Raw genomic sequence first — 22,459 nt, 5'->3', positions numbered from 1 at the left:
GTGCGCCTCGGTGCGCCTCGGTGCGCCTCGGTGCGCCTCGGTGAGCGAGAGGCGACGATCTCTTGTCGGTGGTTGTGGTCGAATATGTTTCGAGCCGTTCCGGTGTCGATCACTCTCACTGTTCGAGCGAATCAGCATGATTGTCCTGTCGCGAATGTGTGTGCACTGCAGGGCATTCGATTTGAGCACCGAGGTATCTCATGCACGTTCACGATTCGGCGCTGTCGGGCACTGCGGGCCGAGGGGTAATCTTCGTGGCCTCTCGCGTGAACAGTGCCGCCCCGATCACCAGCACCACCCCGCAGGTGATGTAGATGTCGGCGAGGTTGAATGTCGGCCACCAACCGGTGTGAAAGTAATCGGTGACCGCGCCGTCGAGGAGCCGGTCGAGGACATTCGAGAGTGCACCGGCGAGGACCAACGACAGCGCTGCCGTGGTGACCGGACCCGCGTGAGGCGCGGTACGCCACCCGTAGATCGCCAACCCGGTGGTGATCGACGCCGTCACGGCGACGACGACCCACACGGGCAGAGAATCACCCAGGCTGAACGCCATTCCGCGATTGAAGGCCAGTCGCAGCTCGAGTATCCGCAGCGGAATCGTCGAGCCGGGCAACGCCGCCTGCGCCCAGTAGTCGACCAGTAGGGCGGCAGCGACCAGAGTCAGGACAAGGGCGGTTGCGGCGGCGCGGAGCCGAGCGGCGGCGATGGGGGAGCGGGTCACTGGTCCTCGTTCTCGGGTGTACACCGTGCGTACGTCCGGGTGCGCCGCAGACGGTGCCGGTGACCCCGGATTTGCCAACACTTGAAATACTATGCACCATAGTAGTTGATGAATACCGTCGATTTCTCCGCCACCCGATGCGTCGTGTCGCCGTGAGGGCGGCGGCACCCTCGTCATGAGGGCGATGCCCGATGCCGGACCCGGACCCCGATCGTCCTGCGTAGACCGAGGTCGAGTGTGGCGGCTGTATCGGACAAGTCGAGGTGAAGGGCCCCGAACCTGGGCACGTCTGACCGCAGCGGCAACTTCGGGGCTGGCGATGTACGCCACGTTCCCTCCCGTCGATCTGTGGTTTCTCGCTCCGGTAGCAATTGCAATGCTGCTGTTGGCGGTCCGCGGGCGAGGGGCGCGTGCGGGGGCCGGCTACGGCTTCGTCGCCGGCTCGGCGTTCTTCGTGCCTCTGCTGCCGTGGGTGGGGGAGTACGTCGGATCGGTGCCGTGGCTGGCCCTGGCCGTCGTCCAAGCCCTCTTCGTGGCGCTGTTCGGCGCAGTAGCGGATCGGATGTCCCGACTGGCGTGGGGGCCGGTCTGGGTGGCGAGTGCATGGGTGGCGATGGAAGCGGCACGATCTCGGATCCCGTTCGGCGGCTTCCCTTGGGGCCGCATCGCATTCGGCCAATCCGACGGGCCGCTGCTGCCTCTGGCTGCGGTGATCGGCGCGCCGGGGTTGTCGTTCGTCGTGGTGCTGATCGGGTCCGCCCTGGCCGGTGCTGTTGCCTCCGATCGCATCACCCGCAGAACTGCAGCAGCGTCGTTCGTCGGTGCGGCCACTGCTGTGGGGGCGCTCACGGTGGTGGCTCCACTGTTCGCTCCACCGCCGCAGAACACGGTCACCGTCGCCTTCGTGCAGGGCAACGTCCCGCGTCTCGGTCTCGACTTCAACGCCCAACGACGCGCGGTTCTCGACAACCACGTTCAGCGCACCATCGAGCTCGCCGCCGACATCGACTCCGGCCGCGTGAGCGCACCTGATCTGGTCATCTGGCCGGAGAACTCCTCCGACATCGATCCACTGCGCAACCCCGATGCCGCTGCACGTATCGACGCCGCAGCCCGCGCCGTCGGAGTCCCCGTTCTGGTCGGCGCGGTACTGCGACGAGACGACGGCACCACCACAAACACCTCGATCGTGTGGGATCCCGTCACCGGGCCCGGGCAGATGCACGACAAACGTCAGCTGGTGCCGTTCGGGGAGTACCTGCCGATGCGCACGATCGTCACCGCCCTGTCCCCGTATGCCGCGCAGGCAGGAAACTTCACCCCGGGACAGGGCAACGGTGTCCTCGACCTCGCCGGAGTGCCCGTCGCGGTGGCCACCTGCTACGAGGTCGCCTTCGACGCATTGCTCACCGACTCCGTTCGCGCCGGCGCCGAGCTGATCGCAGTGCCGACCAACAACGCCACCTTTGGTCGGACGAACATGACCTATCAACAACTCGCCATGTCGCGGGTACGTGCGGTCGAACACGGGCGCAGCGTCGTCGTCTCCGCCACCAGTGGCGTGAGCGCCGTCATCGGCGCGCGCGGGGAGGTCGTCGAGCGCACGGAGCTCTTCACTCCCGCAGCTGTCGTCGCCGAGGTGGCACTGAGCACCACCCTCACCCCGGCGACCATCGTCGGCAGCGCTTCGGAATGGGCTGTCACCACCGGTACCATTGCTGCACTTGGCATTTCGATAACTCGTCGGTCGCGCAGATCTGCACCGTACCCGCCAACTACTATGGTGCGTAGTATTCGATGGGCGGGCCAGTGAAGAGTGCGAGGAGATGACAATCGACGAACACCCCAGTGTGCGCTCGCCGGGACTGGTGCGCGGAACAGTGGCGATGCTGCGCAACCGGTGGCGACAACTGACGTCGATGCGCACAGCGCTGGTGCTGCTGTTCCTCCTCGCCGCCGCAGCTGTCCCCGGCGCTTTGCTGCCGCAGCGCAATCTCAACACCCAGGCCGTCGATTCCTTCATTGCCGCGCGTCCGGTTCTCGGGCCGGTGATGGACACGCTGGAAATGTTCGACGTGTTCGCGAGTTCCTGGTTCACCGCGATCTACGTCCTGTTGTTCGTGTCGCTGATCGGCTGTCTGACTCCCCGGTTGATCGAGCACGGCAAAGCTCTTCGCGCACAACCTGTTCGAGTACCGCGAAACCTCACTCGACTACCGTTGCATCATTCGGGCACCCTCGCCGGTGACCCCGAGAAGGTGATCGCCGACATCGCGCGGCACTTGAAAGGGTGGCGTACCGCCGTTCGACCCGAGCCCGATGGGGCACTGACTCTCTCGGCGGAGAAGGGCTACACCCGCGAGGCCGGGAACCTGCTGTTTCACTTCTCGCTGATCGGTCTGCTCGCGGCCATCGCGATCGGCAAACTGTTCGGCTACGAAGGCTCGGTCATCGTCATCGCCGACAACGGGCCCGGTTTCTGCAACACCTCGCCCGCGATCTACGACTCCTTTCGCGCCGGCAACAGCACCGACGGCACCGGACTCGAGCCGTTCTGTATCAGGGTCAGAGATTTCACCGCCGACTACCTCGAGAACGGTCAGGCCGAGATGTTCACCTCGAACATCTCCTACCAATCCGCCGACGACATCGCCGCCGACACCTGGCGCGAGTATCAACTCAAAGTCAACGAACCCCTCCGGCTCGGCGACGAACGCATCTACCTCACCGGACACGGCTATGCCCCCGAGTTCACCGTCACCTTCCCCGACGGCCAGACCCGCACCGAAGCGCTGCAGTTCCGCCCCGACGACGCCACCACGTTCCTCAGCAGCGGCGCGCTGCGATTCGACCCGCCCGGGGGGACCTACGCCACCGCCGAGGAGCGGCGCCGAGGGCAGATCGCCATCGAAGGGCTCTTCGCGCCCACCGCGCAATTCAATGGCAACCTGCTCTCCTCCCGCTTCCCGGAATTGGTCGATCCTGCTGTGGCAGTGGACATCTACAAAGGCGATACCGGTCTCGACACAGGCATCCCGCAGTCGATCTTCTCCCTGGACCAGGAGATGATCAACCAGGGCCGGCTGGTGAAACAAGACCGGGTCAACCTGCGGCCCGGAGAATCGACGACCCTCTCCGACGGCACCGTCGTCCGGTTCGACGGGGCCAAGGAATTCGCGAACCTGCAGGTCGGATACGACCCCGCGCAGCGGTGGGTGCTCGTGTTCGCCATCACGATGATGACCGGACTGCTGATCTCCCTGGTGATCACACGCCGCCGTGTCTGGTTCCGGATCCACCCTGGCGAACACGGTCTCTCGCGAGTGGACATGGGTGGCCTGGCTCGCACCGATCACGCGGGTTGGGGACCCGAATTCGAGACCCTCCGGTCACAGATCTGGCCGCAGACAACCCCGAGCGACTCCCAGACCCACGACAGAGAAACGGTGTAGTGCCATGGCGATCGACGACACCTTCGCCCGGTGGAGCGACATCAGCTTCGAGACCGCGTTCGTGGTCTATCTCCTCGCCGCGATCGCGTTCCTCGCGCAGCTCGCGACGACCCGTACTGCGGAACTGCACAATACGGAGCGGCTTCGTGTTCGGATCATTGCTGCCACGTCGGCGACGCCGGGACGTGTTCCCGACGCACCCCGGCGAGTTCCATCCGAACGTTTCGGGCGTAGCGGACTCGGGTTGGTGATGGTGGCACTGACTCTGCACGTGGGGTCGATCGTCCTTCGCGGGGTCGCCACGGGTCGGCCTCCGTGGGGCAACATGTACGAATTCGTCTCGGTCACCTGCGCGGCCGGTGTACTGGCTGCCGTGGTGGTTCTGCGCTCGACGCAGCTGCGCACCCTGTGGTTGTTCGTTCTGGTACCGACGTTGATCCTGCTGTTCGTCGCCGGCACCGTGCTGTACGCCGACGCAGCACCGGTGGTACCGGCACTGCAGTCGTACTGGCTGCCGGTGCACGTCTCGATCGTCTCGCTCGGCAGCGGGGTGTTCTTGATCTCCGGGGTTGCGAGCGCGCTGTTCCTGATCCGCATGAAGCATCCCGAGGACTCGGGGAGCAGAATGAGCCGAATCGTCGCCCGTCTTCCTTCCGCGCAGACACTGGACATCCTGGCCTACAAGACCACGATCTTCGCATTTCCGCTGTTCGGCGTCGGCGTCATCCTCGGTGCGATCTGGGCCGAAGCCGCATGGGGCCGGTTCTGGGGCTGGGATCCGAAAGAAACGGTCTCCTTCATCGCCTGGATCGTGTACGCCTCCTACCTGCATGCCCGCGCCACCAGCGGGTGGCGCAACACCCGCGCAGCGTGGATCAACATCGCGGGATTCGTGGCGATGCTGTTCAACTTGTTCATCATCAACATGGTCGTCTCCGGCCTGCACTCCTACGCAGGATTGAACTGATGCCGCCCGCTACGTGCCTCCCAGCGCGTCCGCACGGTCCCGGGACGCGGGGTATCGGTGTCGTCGACCCACCCCAACCGCGATCCTGGAGCCTGGGCCGCGATCTGGAGCATCTGACCCCGAGAGTCTTGCCGAACATGTTCTGTCATAGCGGCGTTCGATATATCGTCAGAGTGCGAGTATGCAGCCATGGATAGGGCTGCGAGAGAACGTGCGCTCGTTCGAGGGGTGCCGGCGCACCTCGGTTGTCGATGCCCCTGCTGCAGTGGTCATGCCGATCCCGTCGAGCCCGCGTGCAGTCCGGTCCCCTCTCCCAGATCTGATCTCTTTCCATGGTCGAGTTCGCGGTGCCGACACCGGTGTCGGTGATGTTGTGGTGCGAGACCAATAGGTTTCCAGACGCGATAGGTACCGCCCATTCGGGCACATCGATCATTCCGAACGACACATCGATCAGCCGGAACGAACCGAAAAGGTAGTTGTTATGAGCCGAGCGTTGAAGATTTCCTTGTCCCTGGTGGTCGTGTTCGCCGCCGCGTTGGCTGTATTTCTGGTGGTGGACCGATCGGGGTCCCCGGATGCTGTGGCCGCCGAGCAGGCCGCGACCGACCCTGCCTCGATTGCGGTGCGCGAGAACAGTCATCGGTTGAACTCGGTGGCCGATGGCCGGGTCACGTTCGTGGAGTTCCTCGACTTCGAGTGCGAGGCCTGCCGGTCTGCCTACCCGGCGATCGAACAACTGCGTGAAGAGTACGGCGACCGAGTGAGCTTCGTGGCCCGCTACTTTCCCATCGCCTCCCACTTCAATGCCGAACGAGCCGCACGCGCCGTCGAAGCCGCAGCGCAGCAGGGCGGATTCGAGGCCATGTATCAGCGCATGTACGAAACGCAGGCGCAATGGGGCGAACAACAGATTCCGCAGGACGAGTTGTTCCGCAGCTTCGCCGTCGAGCAAGGGCTCGACATGAACGCCTTCGATGCCGCCTACACCGACCCCGTGACGCTCGCGCGCATCGAAGCCGACGTCGCCGACGGAATCGCGCTCGGCGTGCAGGGCACACCGACGTTCTTCCTCAACGGCACCAAGATCGAGCCCACCACCTACGGAGACCTCGCCGATGCCCTCGACGCTGCACTCGGCTGACCCCACCGCTGCCACCGGATTCGGTCAGGGCGGACAGTTCGTCCGGAGCCTGCCCTGGCTGCTGCTGGTAGGGGGCGTGACCGGACTGGCCGCAGCGTTCGTGCTCACGGTAGAAAAGTTCGCTCTGGCGCTCGATCCCGCCTACGCCCCGACCTGCAGCATCAACCCGGTGCTCAACTGCGGATCGGTGATGGACACCCCGCAGGCATCGGTGTTCGGATTTCCCAATTCCCTTCTCGGTATCGCAGGCTTCGCCGTCGTGGCAGCAGTGGGAGCCGCCCTTCTCGCCGGCGCGGTGTTCGCGCAATGGTTCTGGGGTGCACTGCAGGTCGGTGTCACTGCTGCCGCAGTCTTCGTGCACTGGCTGATCGGACAGAGCCTCTACGACATCGGCGCTCTGTGCCCGTACTGCATGGCAGTGTGGGCGGTCACCGTACCGATCTTCTGGTACGTCACGCTGCGCAACCTCGACCGCGCAGCTGCGAGTGCGAGCCGACGGCAGTGGATGGAGGTGTTGATGCGCAATCACTCGATTCCCCTGACCGTGTGGTACCTGACAGTGATTGCTCTTATCGCACAGCGCTTCTGGTCGTATTGGTCCACACTGCTATGACCGACGGCACGTGTTCGCCTCGTGTGCGATCCCCGCGGTGGGGACGGTCGAGGCAATGAGACACAGCGGAACGGTTGTGATGCTCGTACTCGTGGCCGCATCGATCGTGGCTCTGTGGCCACGCTCCGACGACGTCGAGCGCGGCCCGTCCGACGTCATCGCCGACAACTTTGCACCGGTCGGACCCGAACCCGCATCGACCCGGCCGGCCGGTGTCACGGAACAAGGAGCAGCAGCGCTACCGCTGTGTCCGCCACCGATACCACGCGCAGGCGGTCCACTGGCGGGGATGACAGTACGCTGCATCGGCGACACTGTCGACGTCGATCTCGCCGCCGCTCTCGGCAATGACACGACGTTGATCAACGTGTGGGCATCCTGGTGCGGCCCGTGCCGCACCGAGATGCCCGTCGTCGACGCCTACGCCGCAGATCCCGACGCGATCCGAGTCGTCGGAATCAACGTCGAGGACCGACCCGCGGACGCGGCCTCGCTGGTGACGCAACTGGGCCTGCGCTATCCGAACTACATCGACGGCGGCAGCGTCCTGGACGCGCTCGCGGCACCGCCGGTCCTGCCCCTGAGCTTTCTCCTCCGTCCGGACGGAACGATCGAGCGCGTCACCGACCCGACAGTGTTCGAGACGACAGACCAGATCCGCACTGCAGTAAAGGACTTCACCTCATGAAACGCTTCCCGCCAGTGCGGGTCGGTGCGCGCCGTCAGGGCTGCAGGCCCTCCGCGGCAATTGGATCGATCGTTGCCGCCGTACTACTGATCTCCGGATGCTCCGGAGGCACCGACGCCGCGGCTCCCGCGGGGAGCTTCGACTTCGTCGCCCCCGGCGGACAAACCGACATCGTCTACGATCCACCCGAAACCCGAGGAACCGTAGGCGAACTCGCAGGGCCTGACCTGATGGAGGAAGGCAAGAGCGTCGCTCTGGCGGACTACGACGGCAAGGTGGTCGTGATCAATCTGTGGGGCCAATGGTGCGGGCCCTGCCGCGGCGAAGCCGACGACCTCGAAGAAGTCTACGAGGCAACCCGCGAGCGCGGTGTGCAGTTCCTCGGCATCAACGTCAGAGACCCGCAGAAGGACAAAGCGCAGGACTTCGTCGTCGACAACAACGTCTCGTACCCCTCGATCTACGACCCCTCGATGCGGACACTGATCGCCCTCGGTGGGAACTACCCGACGAGCGTGATCCCCTCGACGCTGGTACTCGATCGTCAGCACCGAGTCGCGGCGGTCTTCATGCGCGCCCTGCTCACCGACGATCTCCTTCCCGTCGTCGAACGGATAGCCGCCGAATGACGACTCTTCTCGCCCAAGACATCGGGTCGACGTTCCAGAACGCCGCGTCGAGTGGGCCCCTGGTGCTGGCGATCGCGGCATGCATGCTCGCCGGGCTGGTCTCGTTCGCCTCACCGTGCGTGGTGCCGCTGGTGCCGGGATACCTGTCCTACCTGGCGGGAATCGCCGGTGCCGACGCCCAATCAGCCGAGACCCGAGCGCCCGGCAACTCGACCACCGGCAACTCGACCACCGGCAACTCGACCACCGGCAACTCGTCGACGGAGCTGGCGAATCGCTGGCGTGTGGCCGGTGCCGCGTCGTTGTTCGTCGCCGGGTTCACGGTCGTCTTCGTCCTCGCCACAGCCTCGGTCTTCGGGGTCATCGGCACCTTACGCATCAACGAGCAAGTGCTCCAACGCGTCGGCGGTGTCATCACGATCGTCATGGGTGCGGCCTTCATCGGGTTGATTCCCGTCTTGCAACGCGACGTCCGGTTCGCACCTCAACGCATCTCCTCCCTCGCCGGAGCCCCGCTGCTCGGCGGGGTGTTTGCGCTCGGCTGGACGCCGTGTTTGGGTCCCACCCTCGCCGGCGTGCTGTCCGTGGCGGCGGGCACCGAAGGCGCAACAGCAGCTCGCGGGGTCACCCTCATCGTCGCCTACTGTCTGGGACTCGGTCTGCCGTTCGTCGTTCTTGCGTTCGGCTCGAGTTCGGCGATGCGCGGTGTGGGGTGGCTTCGGAGGAATTCGCAGAGGATCAAGGTCGCGGGCGGCATCATCATGATCGCGGTCGGCGTCGCGCTGCTGACAGGGGTGTGGGGGTTGTTCATCGCCTGGATCCGCAACGAATTCGTCACTGCCGTCGTGTTGCCCATCTGAGGTAAGTACGCCGTCTGCACCACCTCCATTGCATAGTTCGGGTAGCCGAACTATATTTTTCAGGGTCCTGAAATGATGACGGTGCCTGGGGGTGTGGTCATGTCTGTGCTGCAGCGCCGATCGTCTCGGCCGCCCTCGAGGTTCCGCGCGGGATTCGTGTTGCTCGGCCCGGCGTTCGTCGCCGCGATCGCCTACGTCGACCCGGGCAACGTCGCCTCCAACGTCAGTGCGGGCGCGCAGTTCGGATATCTGCTGGTCTGGGTGATCGTCGCGGCCAATGTGATGGCCGGCCTCGTGCAGTTTCTGTCCGCCAAACTTGGGATCGTCACCGGCATGAGCCTCCCTGAGGTCGTCCGTGAGAAATCGAGCAAGTCTGTGCGACTTGCCTATTGGGGGCAGGCCGAAGTCGTCGCCATGGCCACCGATCTCGCGGAGGTGGTCGGCGGTGCCATCGCGCTGTACTTGCTCTTCGACTTGCCACTGCTGGTCGGGGGCCTGATCACCGGGGCCGTGTCGATGGTTTTGTTGATGGTCCAGGACCGGCGGGGCCAGCGTCCCTTCGAGTTCGTGATTCTCGGTCTACTCGGTGTCATCGCCGTCGGATTCCTCGCCAGCGTCGTGGTCGAACCGCCATCGTTCACCGAGGCCGCGGCCGGTCTGATTCCTCGGTTCGACGGCGCGGAAAGCGTGTTGATCGCCGCCGCGATGCTCGGTGCGACGATCATGCCGCACGCGGTCTACCTGCACTCCGGACTCGCACGTGACCGGCACGGACACCCCGATGCAGGTCCGGTCCGTCGGCGGTTGCTGCGTGTCACCCGGATCGATGTCGGGTTGGCGATGCTGTTGGCCGGAGCGGTGAACATGTCGATGTTGCTGTTGCCGGCGTCGACCCTCGGCGGGCGCGAGGGCGTCGATTCCATCGAAGGTGCCCATGCAGCAGTGGGTCAGACACTGGGGCCCGCTATTGCATTGTTGTTCGCCGTGGGACTGCTCGCGTCCGGTTTGGCGTCGACCTCGGTCGGGGCATACGCCGGCGCGATGATCATGGACGGCCTGCTCCGCAAACGCATCCCGATCATGGTGCGGCGGCTGGTGACCCTGATCCCTGCACTGGCGATCCTCGCCGCTGGAGTCGACCCCAGTCGCGCTCTCGTCGTCTCGCAGGTCGTGTTGTCCTTCGGTATTCCGTTCGCGCTGATTCCCTTGGTACGGTTCACCTCCGACCGCATCCTGATGGGCAGCGATGTCAATCACCGGATCACTCGATATGCCGCCTGGTTCATCGCAGGAGTCGTCGCCGCACTCAATGTCGCGTTGATCTATCTGACCGTCGCCTGAGCGGGCGCAGGTGAACAAGTCCTGCATGCCTGTGTTCGCGAATCGATCACCGTTCGAGTGGTGATGGTGGTGGGCGGTGAATCGGAATCAGTGGGTTCTTCCGCAGCTCGGCCGACAGGTCGTCCGTGAAAGAGGAGGGCTCCGCAAGGGTGCAACGGTTCGTACGCAACGCAATCGATGCAAATACGGGTGACGCCGCCGCCGGGCATCTTCGACGTTTGACCAGTTTCTTCGAGGCCGCCAACCCGGCGTGCGGATCGTCGACGTCGGTGGCAGGTCGATGTCGGCCTGTTTCGTGCCCGGGGTCGAGAGGGGGGAATGCATCGGGGCGTTGCCTCGGTCCGGGATGCAAGTCCGCCCACTACCTACGCATTGTTCGCATCGGTCGCATGATCGAGCGGGACGCGCGGGGCAGTCTCACACCGGGTAGCACCCTCACAGGTCGTACGCGACGGCGTCACCGATGACGCGGATGGCGACCCTGTCGCCGGGGGTCAGGGCTGTGGTGCCGAAGCGACGTACGGTGACCCGCTGGGCCATAGTGGTGTTCGCGGCGTCGAGGCGGATCCCGAGCAGCATCTCCGACCCGAAGTATTCCACGTCGACGACGGCCCCTGATGCCCCCATGCCGTCGGGTGCCACCTCGATTTGCTCCGGCCGCAGCATGATTCGGGCTGTGCCTTCGATGGCGTTGGGGGATGGGGCGATGTCGACGTCGCCGAGGGTGCAGCGGGCGCGGCCGTTCTCGATGTGGGCGGGCAAGATCACTGCGTCGCCGATGAATTCCGCGGTGGTGACATCGACAGGGCGGGAATAGATTTCGCGGGGTGTGCCGATCTGTGCGAGCCTGCCCGAGCTCATCACCGCAACTCGGTCGGCGAACGACAGGGCTTCGGGTTGGTCGTGGGTGACGAGGATGGTGGTGATCCCGGCCTTGGCGAGGACGTCGGCGACGATCCGTCGAGTGTTCGCCCGCAAGCCGGCGTCGAGTGCCGAGAACGGTTCGTCGAGCAGCATCAAGTCGGGTTCACGTGCCAGCGCCCGTGCGAGCGCGACTCGTTGCTGCTGGCCGCCGGAGAGCTGGTCGGGTCGACGTGAGGCGTAGGACGAATCCAGTGACACCGTCTCGAGCAGTTCGGTGATCTTCGAGAAGGTGCGGGCACGGCGTGGTAGGCCGAATCCGATGTTCGCGCCGACCGTGGCGTGTGGGAACAGGGCCCCGTCCTGGGCGACGTACCCGATGGACCTTCGGTGCGGAGGCGTCCAGTCGGCTCCCGCGACGATCTTCCCGGTCAGTGCGATAGTGCCTGCGTCGGGATTGTCGAAGCCCGCGATCAGACGTAGCAGCGTCGTCTTACCGCAGCCGGACGGTCCGACGATGGCTGTGGTCGACCCGGCCTCGACAGCGAATTCAACTCGACGTAGCACCGTCACAGGACCGAACGACTTGTCCAGCCCATCCACTTCCAACGCGTATGTCATAGTCCTGCCGCCTTTTTCGACTGGGAGAAGAGAACGTAGGTCATGGGCAGCGACAGCACGATCATGATCAACGCGTACGGAGCGGCACCCGAGTAGTCGATCTCGCTGCTCAGCGACCAGAACTGCATCGAGAGAGTGCGGGTTCCGGTCGGTGCCAGCAGCAATGTCGCGGTCAACTCGTTCACGATCCCCAAGAACACCAAGGCACAGCCCGCTGCGGTGGCCGGCGCAGCCAATCTGAGAGTCACCCGAAAGAAGCTCGACAGCGGTGACAGACCCAGTGACCGAGCCGCCTCGTCCAAACCGACGGGTGCCTGCGCGAGCCCCGCCCGCAGATTGACCAATGCGCGTGGCAGGAAGAGCACTGCGTAGGCCGCGATCACGACGACAACTGTTTGATACAGCGGATGTGCGTACCGAATGGCGGTGGTGACGAACGCCAGCGCAACCACGATGCCGGGCAACGAACTCGAGATGTAGGTGCCGCCCTCGAGGACACGGCTGAACCGTCCGCGGTGGCGAATCGAGATCCACGCGACCGGGAACGCGAGTGCACACGTGATGACCGCACCGGCAATTCCGAACCCGAGCGTCTGCAGCAGCGCGGAAGAGACCTCGTCCCATTCCCACACCGCGCTGCCGCCGATGACAAGCCACCGCGCAACACTGGCGATCGGGACTCCGAGAGACAGTGCGATCAACATCCCCAGGAAGACGAGCGCGATCGGCGAGTACTGCCAACCGAGTTCTGCAGGCACGGCCGGGCGGGCTGCACCCGAGCCGATGCGGGCATACCTGGCACTGCCGCGCACAGCCGCTTCGATCACCAACAGCGTGAGGCACAGCAATACCAGAACCCCGGCGAGCATAGTGGCCGCAGTTCCGTTGAACGTCGATTGATACTGCTCGAAAATCGCTGTCGTGAAGGTGTCGAATCGGATGAAGACGAAGGCACCGTATTCGGCGAGTAGGTGCAACGCGACCAGAAGCGCGCCGCCGGCGATTGCCAGCCGCAGCTGCGGCACCACGACGCGAAAGAACACTGCCCACGGTCCGATTCCGAGTCCTCGCGCCGATTCCTCGACCGCGGGGTCGAGCCTGCGAAGCGTCGCGGCCACGGGAATGTAGACGAGAGGAAAATAGGAGAGCGTCGCAATCAGAACGCCGCCGCGCAGCCCGCCGAGGGAAGGGATCGTCGTCACCCACGAGTAGCTGTTCACGAACGCCGGGACAGCCAGCGGCGCGGCGAGTAATACCGCCCACACCTTCGCTGCGAATACTCGTGTGCGCTCGACCAACCAAGCGGCCGCGACGCCGATTGCGACACAGATGGGCACGGTGATCACTATCAACATCACGGTGTTGACCAATAGTTCGCGGACCCGCGACCGGAACAGCAGCGCCGACGCGGTGGCCCAGCCGGTGTCCGCGCTCTCCACGATCACGTATCCGAGTGGGATGAGCGAGATCCCCACGACAATCACTGCGGTGACAGCCAGTGGCAAGGGCATACGCGACCGGCCTGCGTGGCGACGCAGCCTGTCGGTCGGCCCCCGTTGTTCTCGGCCGTTCGTCGTTGGAATCAGAGCAAACCGGCTTCGGTCATGAGTTCGGTGACTTTCGGGCTGTTGAGCGTGGCCGGGTCCACCTGCGGTGCCTGCAGTTCGGTCAGGGGAACCAGATCCGCGTTGGCCGGCACTCCGCTGCCCACCGAGTACTCGAACGACGTTCCGTCCTCGAGGATTTCCTGGCCTTTCGGTCCGGTGACGAACGCGAGGAATTTCTGTGCTGCATCTTGTTTCGCGCTGGATTGTAGGACGCCACCGCCGGAGACGCTGACGAAGGCACCGGGGTCTTCGTTCTTGAAGTAGTGCAGTGCGACGTTGCTGCTGTTCTCGCCGGTCTTGGCTTGATCGCCGAACCAGTAGTAGTGGTAGATCACGCCGCCGGGGATTTCTCCGGCGTTGACGGCTTTCATCACCGTGCCGTTGCCGTTGTAGGCGCGGACGTTGTTCTTCATCCCCTCCAACCAGGTGCGTGTGGCGTCCTCGCCTTTCAACTCGAGCAGCGCACTGACGATGGCTTGGAAATCGGCTCCCGACGGCGATGCTGCCCAGCGGTCCTTCCAGGCGGGGTCCTGCAGGTCCAGGAGTGAGGCCGGGAGCTGATCGGGGGTCAGCATGTCCGTGTTGTAGGCGAACACGGTCGAGCGGGCGGCGATACCCGTCCACTTGCCGTTCGACGGGCGGTATTGGCTCGGAACCTGGGCCAGCACGGCCTGGTCGACGTCGGTGAACAGGCCCGCGTTCTCGACGAGCGTCATAGCCGGGGAGTTCTCGGTGAGGAACACATCCGCTGGCGATCGGTCACCCTCCGCTACGAGTTGGTTGCCGAGTTCGGTATCGCTCCCTTGGCGCAGGTCGACCTCGATGCCGGTCTCCGCGGTGAACGCGTCGGCCCATTCTTTCGTCAGCGACTCGTGTTGGGCGTTGTAGACGGTGATGCGGTTGTCCCCGCCCGGGTCGGACTCAGCGCTCGAACACCCCGACACCGTCAACAGTGCTGCGGTCGCCAGTGCGAGGCCCGCCATCAGTTCGATCCGCTTGCTCATCGTCCGTCCTTTGCATTTACCGGACCACTTCCGGTCGTCCCCGCCGCCATGGTACTTAGAGGATTGGCAAACCTAATGCCCGGCCCTGTCCCGCTCCACGGTAGGCGCGAGAGCACGAAGGTCGCGGCCTGCCAGTAGACAATCCCCACGACGATCGACAGGGCGAATGCTGTCCAGGGATGGTCGTCGCGCAGCGGTAGATAGACCTGAAACTGGGTCAGGTAGATGTAGAGTGACGCGCTTGCCAGAACCCCCGCAACTCGGCCCACAACTGCGGGGCACGGGACGGATGTGAGCCACACCAGCAGGCAAAGCCCGGCAATCACGATGACTTCTCGCTGGGTGTCGCCGAAGAAGAACCCGGGGATCGATAGCACGATTGCCGCGGTGACCCCCACTCGATGCCACACGGTCTGCGCCCGGGCGGCGGCCCAGCCGAGGGCGAACAACCAGAAGACAACCGCCGCGGTCAGAATGCGATTGCGGCTGTCGTCGATCTCGATCAATCCGTAGCGGGTAACCAGGCCCAATGCCACCAATCCCATCGGGAACCAGAACGGGTGACTGCGTTCGAGACGTGCGACCGCCGGAACATAGAGCACAGCGGCGGCTAGGAGGACGATGTACACAATCGCCTCGACGAACCAGTATCGCCATTCGACAGACCAACCGTCCGGGCCGAAGATTCCGTTGAGCAGCAATGCACTGGTGATGCGGTAGTCCCCGGTCAGAGCGATGATGGCCCCGATCCACACCATGCTGGGGATGGCGATCCGAGCGACGCTGCGCACAGCATTGCGTGCGCGGGCGGTGCGATCGACCGTGCCGAGGTGGAAGCGGGCGAAGTTGTAGCCGGCGATTCCGAGAAGCACGTGCGCCCCGCCGAGCACCGAAAACAGGTGTATGTGCGATCCGGTGATCAGAACGATCGCAAGGGCGCGCAGCACAACGTTGGTCTCCACCTGTCGCCAGCCGCGGCGTAGGCGCGGTGCCTGAACGAAGTCCACGACTCGGGTGTTGTGCCAGTCCGCCGGGAGGTGACCGAGCAGCTCCTCCAGCCGAATAGACATCCGCACATACGACAAAGAGTCACCGCCCAAGCTCACGAACGTGCTGTCGTCGTCGACCCTTGCGTGATGCAGGATCTCGGCATACATCGCTTTGACATCGGTGGTCTCGGGCTTTGTCGTCGTCGAGGTGGGCTGAACAGGGCCGGGCTTGCCTGCGAGTTCCGCGACCGCTCGCGCATCGGGTTTGCCGGTGGAGGTGCGCGGCAGCTCATCGACGACACACACCCGAACTGCTGTTGCGGGAAGGCCGCTGAACTGTGCTGTCAAGCGTCGCACGTCGTCGACGTCGGCGTTCTCCGCGACGACGACGAGTTCGTCCGTGCCGTCGGTGCAGCACACGGTCAATCCCAGGTGTGCGAGCGCGGACTCGACGCGGTGCAGATCGATACGTAAACCGAACACCTTCGCGAAACGGCTGCGTCGGCCGACCACTTCGTACAGTCCATCGGCCGTTCGCCGGGCCAGGTCGCCTGTTCGCAGCTCGCCGGTGAGCGTGTCACCCAGGCGCAAGTCGTCAGGGTCGTGTGCGTAGCCGAGCATGACGTTCGGCCCCGAATAGATGAGCTCGCCCGTCCCGTCCGGGGCATCCGCGACCGGCTCGATCCGGAAGGACCCGCCGGGAATGGGCCGTCCGACGGTATGCGGATGGGTGGCGGCAAGATCCGGTGGCAGATAGGCCATTCGGGCGGTCGCCTCTGTTTGCCCGTACATGACGAACAAGTCCCACCCCTGACGTCGGCCCAGCTCGGCGTACGTCCGGACGCGATCGGGTGACAGCTTTCCGCCGGCCTGCGTGACGTAACGCAGGTCGGGAAGATTCAGCTGGTCGAACCCGATACGGTCGAGCAGATCGAAGCTGTACGGCACACCCGCAAAGGTGGAAGCGCGGTGGGTGCGCGCAAGGTCCCACAGTCGAGTATCTGTGACCGAGGAGTTGGTCAGAATCAAGGCGGCACCGCGCAGGAGATGGCTGTGGACGACCGAAAGCCCATAGCAGTAGTGCATGGGTAGCGTGGTCACGGCACGGTCGGTGGGGCGGATGTCGAGATATTCTGCTATCGACTCGGCGTTGGCCTGCACGTTGTCGTGCGAGAGACGGACGAGTTTGGGTGATCCGGTCGAACCCGAGGTGCACAGCAGCAACGCGAGATCCGGGTGCAGCTCATGTCTGGATTGTCGATCGAGTTCCTCGACGACCGTGTTGCCGTCGAGGGTGCGCACCACCACATCGGGCCGATACGTGTCGATGAGCCCGTCGAGACGGTCAGGGTTGTCCCCCGAGGCCAGCAGTACGGGGTGTCCTGCACGCAGCGCCGCGAGGTAGGTGACGATGACCTCGACATCGTTGGTGCCGGCGATCAGTACCAGACGACGGTCGTGTCCAAGTCTGGCCGCCTGTCGGTCGATGCGCTCGTCCAGGTCGCGGTAGGTGATCGTCTCGTCCACCGATATCAGACCCGGTGCATGACCGAACCTGCCCACATCGTGCACGAAGCGCACACCGGGGCGTTTCGGGCGGCTGAAGTCTCTGGGCACCGAGCGAGTCTATAAGGGCTGCCGAACCTAACCTTCCGGCAACGACTACGACTACGACTCCGCCGCCCGCGGACGAGCGTGGCGTCGTCTGTCCGCACACCGCACGGACCGCACGGACACAGATGATCGGGGTCAGCAACGCCTGCTCGGCGGTCGATCCGAAGATCGCCGACGGATCGACCGAGGATCGATGCGACGCCCTCTTCTCACCCTCACGCACGATCGATGGCATGGAGGGGGCAACACCGGGGCGGTTGCGGGATTCGATCCGAGTCGGGCTGTCGTGGTTCGGCAGGCTGCGCGCGAGCGGGTGTCGGTCATGACGCGGCGGCGATCAGCCGGGCGAGAACTCCGGATTCGAGGAGGATGAACAGACCCAAGCCGATGAACACCGCTGGGACGAGCCAGTGCTCGACCCGTTCGAGAGTGTCGACGACCTTCCTGCGAGTGCCCAGTAGCCTGCCGGCGTAGCACCAGATCCCGACGCAGATCAGGAACACGGCGATGGTGACTGCGGTCTGTGGTGGACCGAGCGTCCGAAAGACTGGGGTGTAGACGGCGATGTTGTCGGCACCGTTGGCGATGGTGATGGCAGCAACGCCTGCCATTCCGGTGGCAGCCACCGGGGGTTCGTCCTCGTGGTCGCTGCGCAGCCAGCGGATCAGCGTCCAGAATCCCAGCGACAGGGGCAGCACACCGAGTAGCCCGACCCATTCTTGCGGCACGATCACCAGTCCCAGGGCGGCGACGACGCTGGTCGCGACGAGGGTGATCAGGCCGAGGTATTGGCCGGCGACGATCTGCCACACCCGCGGCCTACCCTGGCTCGCGGAGGCGACGAACAGCACCGTCAGCACGACGATGTCGTCGATGTTGGTGCCGGCGAACATCGCCACTGCCGCGGCGATGGTGGTGATCACTGCCGCACCGGGCGTCGGCGATGAGGTGACCGGACGTCCCCGGTTCCGCACGCGACCGTCATGGAGTTCGATCGGATTCCAGGTCGGGAAGCAGTCATCCGGATCGTTGCTCCGTGCCCGTGGGATCGACGCTGGTTCGGCCCTCCCGGAGCGAGGCGAGGACGACCAGGACGACCCCGCATGTGAGGTAGGTGTCGGCGAGGTTGAAGGTGGGCCACCATCCGGTGTGGAAGTAGTCCGTCACGCGGCCGTCGGCAGCGCGGTCGATGACGTTGGCGGCCGCTCCGGCGACGACCGCCGACAGCCCCACCGTCCCGGTCAGTGAGCCGGTGGGGACGGTGCGCCACGCGTACACGGCGATGGCGGCGGTGATGGTGGCGGTGACCGCGATGAGCACCCACGGCGGCAGCCCGTTCCCGACGCTGAAGGCGACACCGCTGTTGTAGGCGAGCTCGAGCTGCAGTGGCCCCAGTTCGACGACGCGGCCGGCGGAGAGTGCGCGGCGGGCGACGGGGTCGGCCGCGAGTGCAGCCGCAAGGAGGACAGCGACGACGATCGTCAGGGTCCAGCGGGACCGAGCCGCTGAGCCGACCCTGGCCGGAACGCCCGGCGTCGAGCCTGCCGGGCCCCAGGTGGGGATCGGGCTCATGTTCGGGCCTCGACCGCGGTCGAGGTCTGGGCGGGCACCGCTGCGGCGGTCAGGGGGTGGGTGCGGCCGGCGCGGACTCCGTTGGCGATGACCACGATCTCGGCGAGTTCGTGCACCAGCACCACTGCGGCCAGGCCGAGGATTCCGAACAGGGCGAGCGGCATCAGCACGGTGATGATCGCCAGCGACAGTCCGACGTTCTGCAGCATGATGCGCCGAGATCGGCGGGCGTGGGCCAAGGCGTGCGGTAGGTGCCGCAGGTCCTCACCCATCAGGGCGACGTCGGCGGTCTCGATGGCCACGTCGGTGCCCATGGCGCCCATGGCGATTCCGAGGTCGGCGGTGGCCAGTGCGGGGGCGTCGTTGACGCCGTCGCCGACCATCGCAGTGGACCGTCGGAGCTTGAGGTCGCCGATGATGCGTGCTTTGTCCTCCGGTCGCAGATCCGCGTGCACCTCCGTGATGCCGACGTCGGCGGCCAGAGCCCGTGCGGTGCGTTCGTTGTCCCCGGTCAGCATCGCGACGTGGTAGCCGTCGCGGCGGAGACCGGCGACGACCCCTGCCGCTTCGGGTCGGAGTTCGTCGCGGACCCCGATCGCGCCGAGGGTGCGGCCGTCCCGCTCGATAAGGACGGCGGTGGCTCCGGCGTGCTGCATTCGTTCCACGTCCGCTGCCAGCGGGCCGGGGTCGATCCACCCGGGCCGCCCGAGTCGGATGTCGGTGCCGCGGAAGCGGCCGGTGAGGCCGGCTCCGGTGACTGCGACGACGTCGTCGGCGGGAGTGTGGTCGTCGACGGCGGCGAGGATCGCCGCGGCCAAGGGATGCTCGCTGCGTACTTCCAGCGCTGCGGCCACTACGAGGACCTGTTCGCGGGTCGCACCGTGGGCGGTGGCGACGTCGATGACGACCGGCTTGTTGCGGGTCAAGGTGCCGGTCTTGTCGAGCGCGATCGCGCGGATTCGGCCCAGCGCTTCGAGGGCTGCGCCGCCCTTGACCAGGACGCCGAGTTTGCTGGCGGCGCCGATCGCCGCGACGACGGTGACCGGGACGGCGATGGCCAGTGCGCACGGTGAGGCGGCGACGAGGACGACCAGTGCGCGTTCGATCCATACCCGTGGTTCGCCGAGCAGGCTGCCCACGGCGGCGATGAGGGCGGCGGCGACCATGATTGCCGGCACCAGGGGCTTGGCGATCGTGTCGGCCAACCGCTGCGCCTCGCCCTTGCGGGACTGCTCGGCCTCGACGATCCGGACGATCTTGGCCAGCGAGTTGTCCTCGGCACGTGCGGAGACCTCGACCTCGAGAACGCCGGTTCCGTTGATGGCCCCGGCGTACACGTCGTCGCCGGGCCCGGCCTCGACGGGCATCGATTCGCCGGTGATCGCCGAGGTGTCGAGTGCGGTGGTGCCGCGGCGGATGGTGCCGTCGGTGGCGATGCGTTCGCCGGGCTTGACGATCATCATCTCCCCGAGCATCAACTCGGTCGGTGACACCGCCTGCTCGAGGCCGTCTCGTCGGACTGTGGCGGTGTCGGGAACCAGGGACAACAGTGCCCGTAGACCTCGCCGTGTGCGGGCGACCGCGTACTCCTCGAGGCCCTCGCTGATCGCGAACAAGAACGCGAGCATTGCGGCTTCGCCGACCTCACCCAGGATCACGGCGCCCACCGCCGCGATGGTCATCAGGGTGCCGACGCCGATCTTGCCGCGCGCGAGCCGCTGGAGTGTCGACGGGACGAAGGTGTAACCGGCGACAATCAACGCGAGCGATGCGAGTACCAGGGTGACGCGATCGGGTCCGCCGGTCCAGCCGACGATCAGGCCTGCCGCCAGCAGAACACCGGCCAGCGCGGCGGCGCGGATCTCGGTGATCTGCCACAGTTTGTCGGGTTCGTGCTCGTCGCCGTCCGGGCGAGGTTCGTCATGGCCGCAGCCGCATGCGTCGCTCATGCGATCACCGCCGGCCCGGCGGACTCGGTGCCGTAGTTCGGGCACAACGCCACCGCGTTCCCGGTGGCGGCGAGGAGGGTTTCGGCCGAGGCGAGCAGATCCAGCAGTTCCGGCCGGTCGAGCGAGTAGAAGACCTGCCGGCCTTGAGGGCGACCGATGACCAGACCGCAGTCCCGCAGGCACGCCATGTGCGCCGATACCGTCGATTGAGCGAGACCCAGCTCGCTCACCAGGTCTGCTACACGCACCTCCCCGCCGGCGAGACGGCGGACGATCGCCAACCGGGTGGCATCGGAGAGGCTGTGGAACAACGACACTGCTGCATCGAGAGTCGAGGTGGTATCGCCGAGCAGGCACCCATCCTTATTGATCGTCATTCGGCGATGATAACAGCATTTGAAGGTGTGATCGGTTCTCGGCGATCATTTCGCCGACTGGCCGCGGCGGTGGTGGTCAGCCGGCCACCATGCGTGGTACGTACCGGACGTAAAGCACCATTCCGATCAGCTCGACCAAAGTCTGCGTCACGACCACCACGGCGGCCAGGCTCAGCGCCGGCGGCAGCGCCAGAGCGAGGGGCAGCACGACCAACGAATTACGGGTGGCGCCGGAGAACACCAACGCCCGCGTCGCCGGCATGTCTTGACGAAACAACCTTCCGACACCTACCCCGACGAACGCCATCACGATCAAAAACGCCACGAAGATCGCTGCGGCAGCAGCGAGTTGATCGATACGGCTGCGGACGGCATCGATCTGAGAGGCGACGACGACCGCGAGCGTGAGCATCATCACAGGCACCATCGCCGCTGCCACTGCCTCCATCAACCGCTCACCGCCGGTACGGCGACTCGCCCACCACTGCGTCGCCGCCGCCAGCGCCAACGGGAGCACGATGAGCAGGACGAACGCTTCCACGAACGGGGCAATGTCGATGATCGACACCGTCTCTGCCCCGACGAACAACCACAGCCACAACGGCAACAGGACGATCTGCAACAACATCAACATCGGTGCCCCGGCGAGCAGACGCTCCGATGCGGCCCCGGCCAGTCCGCTGAAGACGATGACGTAGTCGATGCACGGGGCGAGCAACACCAACACCACCCCGACCAGCACCAGCACTGCCTCGTTCCCGGCGACGATGCGGGTCAGGGCGAACACGACGATCGGGACGGCCAGGAAGTTCAGGACGACCACAGCGGTGGTGAACCGCGCGTCACGCAGCGACCGGCCGATCGCGGCGAACGGCACAGCGAGGAACGTCGCGTAGAGCAGCACGATCAGTACCGGGTTGATGGCGTGCTCGAACGCCGACGCCGAGGAAGGGAAGGCCGACCCCACTGCTGCGCCGGTTGCAAGCGCAAGCAGATACAGGCCGATCTGGTGGGTGTCCCACCACTCCACCGCCGAGGCCCGCAGCGACCCGGTCACGACGCGTCCACGGGTGCGGTCACCGTCGACGCCAACCAACTGCACTGCTGGTCGCACGGTCAGCTGTGCGATCGACTCCTCCGCCCGGGCGATGTGCTCGCGCAGCGCCGGCCGCAGCCCGGACTTCACCGCGGCGCACGAGTCGTTCTCCCATGCCCGCAATACCGTCTTGATTTGCGGCAGCGTCAGATTCAAGCTTTTCGCGGCGGTGATGAACGCCAACCGTTGCTGAGCTCGTTCGTCGTAGACCCGGTACCCGTTCGGGGCTCGGTCCGCTGGCAACAGGCCCTCGCTCTCGTAGAAGCGCAGCGTCGTCGCTGGCACCCCCGTCGCCGAGGACAGTTGCGAGATCAACAGAGCAGACATGACCGCAAACTAAAGGTTCCAGTC

Annotated in this window: 19 protein-coding genes and 1 pseudogene; 9 read left to right on the top strand and 11 right to left on the bottom strand. The window is 65.5% G+C overall.

What is annotated here, in order from left to right; genetic code table 11:
• Nucleotides 1–208 precede the first annotated feature (208 nt).
• On the bottom strand, nt 209–724 hold the full coding sequence (lspA, locus tag CH296_RS05695; protein ID WP_052057732.1) for a signal peptidase II: 516 nt from the start codon (nt 722–724) through the stop codon (nt 209–211).
• A 319-nt stretch (nt 725–1,043) separates the two neighbouring features.
• On the opposite strand from lspA, the gene lnt reads away from it, so the two are divergent.
• The 9 genes from lnt to CH296_RS05645 all read left to right on the top strand — a co-directional run bounded on the left by lnt (nt 1,044) and on the right by CH296_RS05645 (nt 10,418).
• Nucleotides 1,044–2,537: an apolipoprotein N-acyltransferase gene (gene lnt, locus CH296_RS05690; protein WP_241483656.1), complete on the top strand. Its 1,494-nt coding sequence runs from the start codon at nt 1,044–1,046 to the stop codon at nt 2,535–2,537.
• 13 nt (nt 2,538–2,550) lie between these two features.
• Nucleotides 2,551–4,176, top strand: a complete 1,626-nt coding sequence (locus CH296_RS05685) for a cytochrome c biogenesis protein ResB (RefSeq protein ID WP_037106701.1) — start codon at nt 2,551–2,553, stop codon at nt 4,174–4,176.
• Nucleotides 4,177–4,180: 4 nt separating this feature from the next.
• On the top strand, nt 4,181–5,143 hold the full coding sequence (gene ccsB, locus CH296_RS05680) for a c-type cytochrome biogenesis protein CcsB (protein ID WP_037106700.1): 963 nt from the start codon (nt 4,181–4,183) through the stop codon (nt 5,141–5,143).
• A 484-nt stretch (nt 5,144–5,627) separates the two neighbouring features.
• Nucleotides 5,628–6,287, top strand: a complete 660-nt coding sequence (locus tag CH296_RS05670) for a thioredoxin domain-containing protein (RefSeq protein WP_032382568.1) — start codon at nt 5,628–5,630, stop codon at nt 6,285–6,287.
• Complete coding sequence (locus tag CH296_RS05665; RefSeq protein ID WP_032382567.1) at nt 6,262–6,900, top strand: vitamin K epoxide reductase family protein; 639 nt, start codon at nt 6,262–6,264, stop codon at nt 6,898–6,900. The genes CH296_RS05670 and CH296_RS05665 overlap by 26 nt, the downstream gene beginning before the upstream one ends.
• Nucleotides 6,901–6,955: 55 nt before the next feature.
• Nucleotides 6,956–7,588, top strand: a complete 633-nt coding sequence (locus tag CH296_RS05660) for a TlpA disulfide reductase family protein (RefSeq protein WP_032382626.1) — start codon at nt 6,956–6,958, stop codon at nt 7,586–7,588.
• Complete coding sequence (locus tag CH296_RS05655) at nt 7,585–8,217, top strand: TlpA disulfide reductase family protein (RefSeq protein WP_052054827.1); 633 nt, start codon at nt 7,585–7,587, stop codon at nt 8,215–8,217. The genes CH296_RS05660 and CH296_RS05655 overlap by 4 nt, the downstream gene beginning before the upstream one ends.
• Nucleotides 8,214–9,077, top strand: a complete 864-nt coding sequence (locus CH296_RS05650; RefSeq protein ID WP_037106698.1) for a cytochrome c biogenesis CcdA family protein — start codon at nt 8,214–8,216, stop codon at nt 9,075–9,077. The genes CH296_RS05655 and CH296_RS05650 overlap by 4 nt, the downstream gene beginning before the upstream one ends.
• A gap of 99 nt (nt 9,078–9,176) precedes the next feature.
• Nucleotides 9,177–10,418 carry an Nramp family divalent metal transporter gene (locus CH296_RS05645; RefSeq protein ID WP_037106759.1) on the top strand — a complete coding sequence of 414 codons (1,242 nt, stop codon included), beginning with the start codon at nt 9,177–9,179 and terminating at the stop codon, nt 10,416–10,418.
• A 435-nt stretch (nt 10,419–10,853) separates the two neighbouring features.
• Here the strand turns inward: CH296_RS05645 and CH296_RS05640 are convergent, their stop codons facing one another.
• From CH296_RS05640 to CH296_RS29305, 10 genes and pseudogenes are all read right to left on the bottom strand, one after another.
• Nucleotides 10,854–11,900: an ABC transporter ATP-binding protein gene (locus CH296_RS05640; RefSeq protein WP_037106697.1), complete on the bottom strand. Its 1,047-nt coding sequence runs from the start codon at nt 11,898–11,900 to the stop codon at nt 10,854–10,856.
• A complete protein-coding gene (locus tag CH296_RS05635; RefSeq protein WP_080732884.1) occupies nt 11,897–13,411 on the bottom strand; it encodes an iron ABC transporter permease in 1,515 nt (504 codons plus the stop codon). Before CH296_RS05635 ends, CH296_RS05640 begins: the two co-directional genes overlap by 4 nt.
• Nucleotides 13,412–13,482: 71 nt before the next feature.
• Nucleotides 13,483–14,511, bottom strand: a complete 1,029-nt coding sequence (locus tag CH296_RS05630; RefSeq protein WP_037106694.1) for an iron ABC transporter substrate-binding protein — start codon at nt 14,509–14,511, stop codon at nt 13,483–13,485.
• The gene (locus CH296_RS05625) at nt 14,508–17,117 is read right to left on the bottom strand and encodes an AMP-binding protein (protein WP_241483655.1); all 2,610 of its coding nucleotides are present in this window, start codon (nt 17,115–17,117) and stop codon (nt 14,508–14,510) included. Before CH296_RS05625 ends, CH296_RS05630 begins: the two co-directional genes overlap by 4 nt.
• A 317-nt stretch (nt 17,118–17,434) precedes the next feature.
• Nucleotides 17,435–18,037, bottom strand: a complete 603-nt coding sequence (locus tag CH296_RS05615; RefSeq protein ID WP_032382621.1) for a cadmium resistance transporter — start codon at nt 18,035–18,037, stop codon at nt 17,435–17,437.
• 94 nt (nt 18,038–18,131) lie between these two features.
• Nucleotides 18,132–18,686, bottom strand: a complete 555-nt coding sequence (locus CH296_RS05610) for a signal peptidase II (RefSeq protein WP_032382562.1) — start codon at nt 18,684–18,686, stop codon at nt 18,132–18,134.
• The gene (locus CH296_RS05605) at nt 18,683–20,635 is read right to left on the bottom strand and encodes a cation-translocating P-type ATPase (RefSeq protein ID WP_037106692.1); all 1,953 of its coding nucleotides are present in this window, start codon (nt 20,633–20,635) and stop codon (nt 18,683–18,685) included. Before CH296_RS05605 ends, CH296_RS05610 begins: the two co-directional genes overlap by 4 nt.
• Nucleotides 20,632–21,012, bottom strand: coding sequence for a helix-turn-helix transcriptional regulator (locus CH296_RS05600; protein WP_037106689.1), 381 nt, complete (start codon nt 21,010–21,012; stop codon nt 20,632–20,634). The genes CH296_RS05605 and CH296_RS05600 overlap by 4 nt, the downstream gene beginning before the upstream one ends.
• Before the next feature lie 76 nt (nt 21,013–21,088).
• Nucleotides 21,089–22,042 carry an arsenic resistance protein gene (locus CH296_RS05595; RefSeq protein WP_032382620.1) on the bottom strand — a complete coding sequence of 318 codons (954 nt, stop codon included), beginning with the start codon at nt 22,040–22,042 and terminating at the stop codon, nt 21,089–21,091.
• Nucleotides 22,043–22,138: 96 nt separating this feature from the next.
• Nucleotides 22,139–22,435, bottom strand: a pseudogene (locus CH296_RS29305) (MerR family transcriptional regulator); the annotation flags it as partial.
• Nucleotides 22,436–22,459 lie beyond the last annotated feature (24 nt).

The organism is Rhodococcus sp. 14-2496-1d (assembly GCF_002259365.1).
Lineage (GTDB): Bacteria > Actinomycetota > Actinomycetes > Mycobacteriales > Mycobacteriaceae > Rhodococcoides.
The sequence above is the reverse complement of the archived record's forward strand: the minus strand, read 5'-3'. Positions and strand labels throughout refer to the sequence as shown.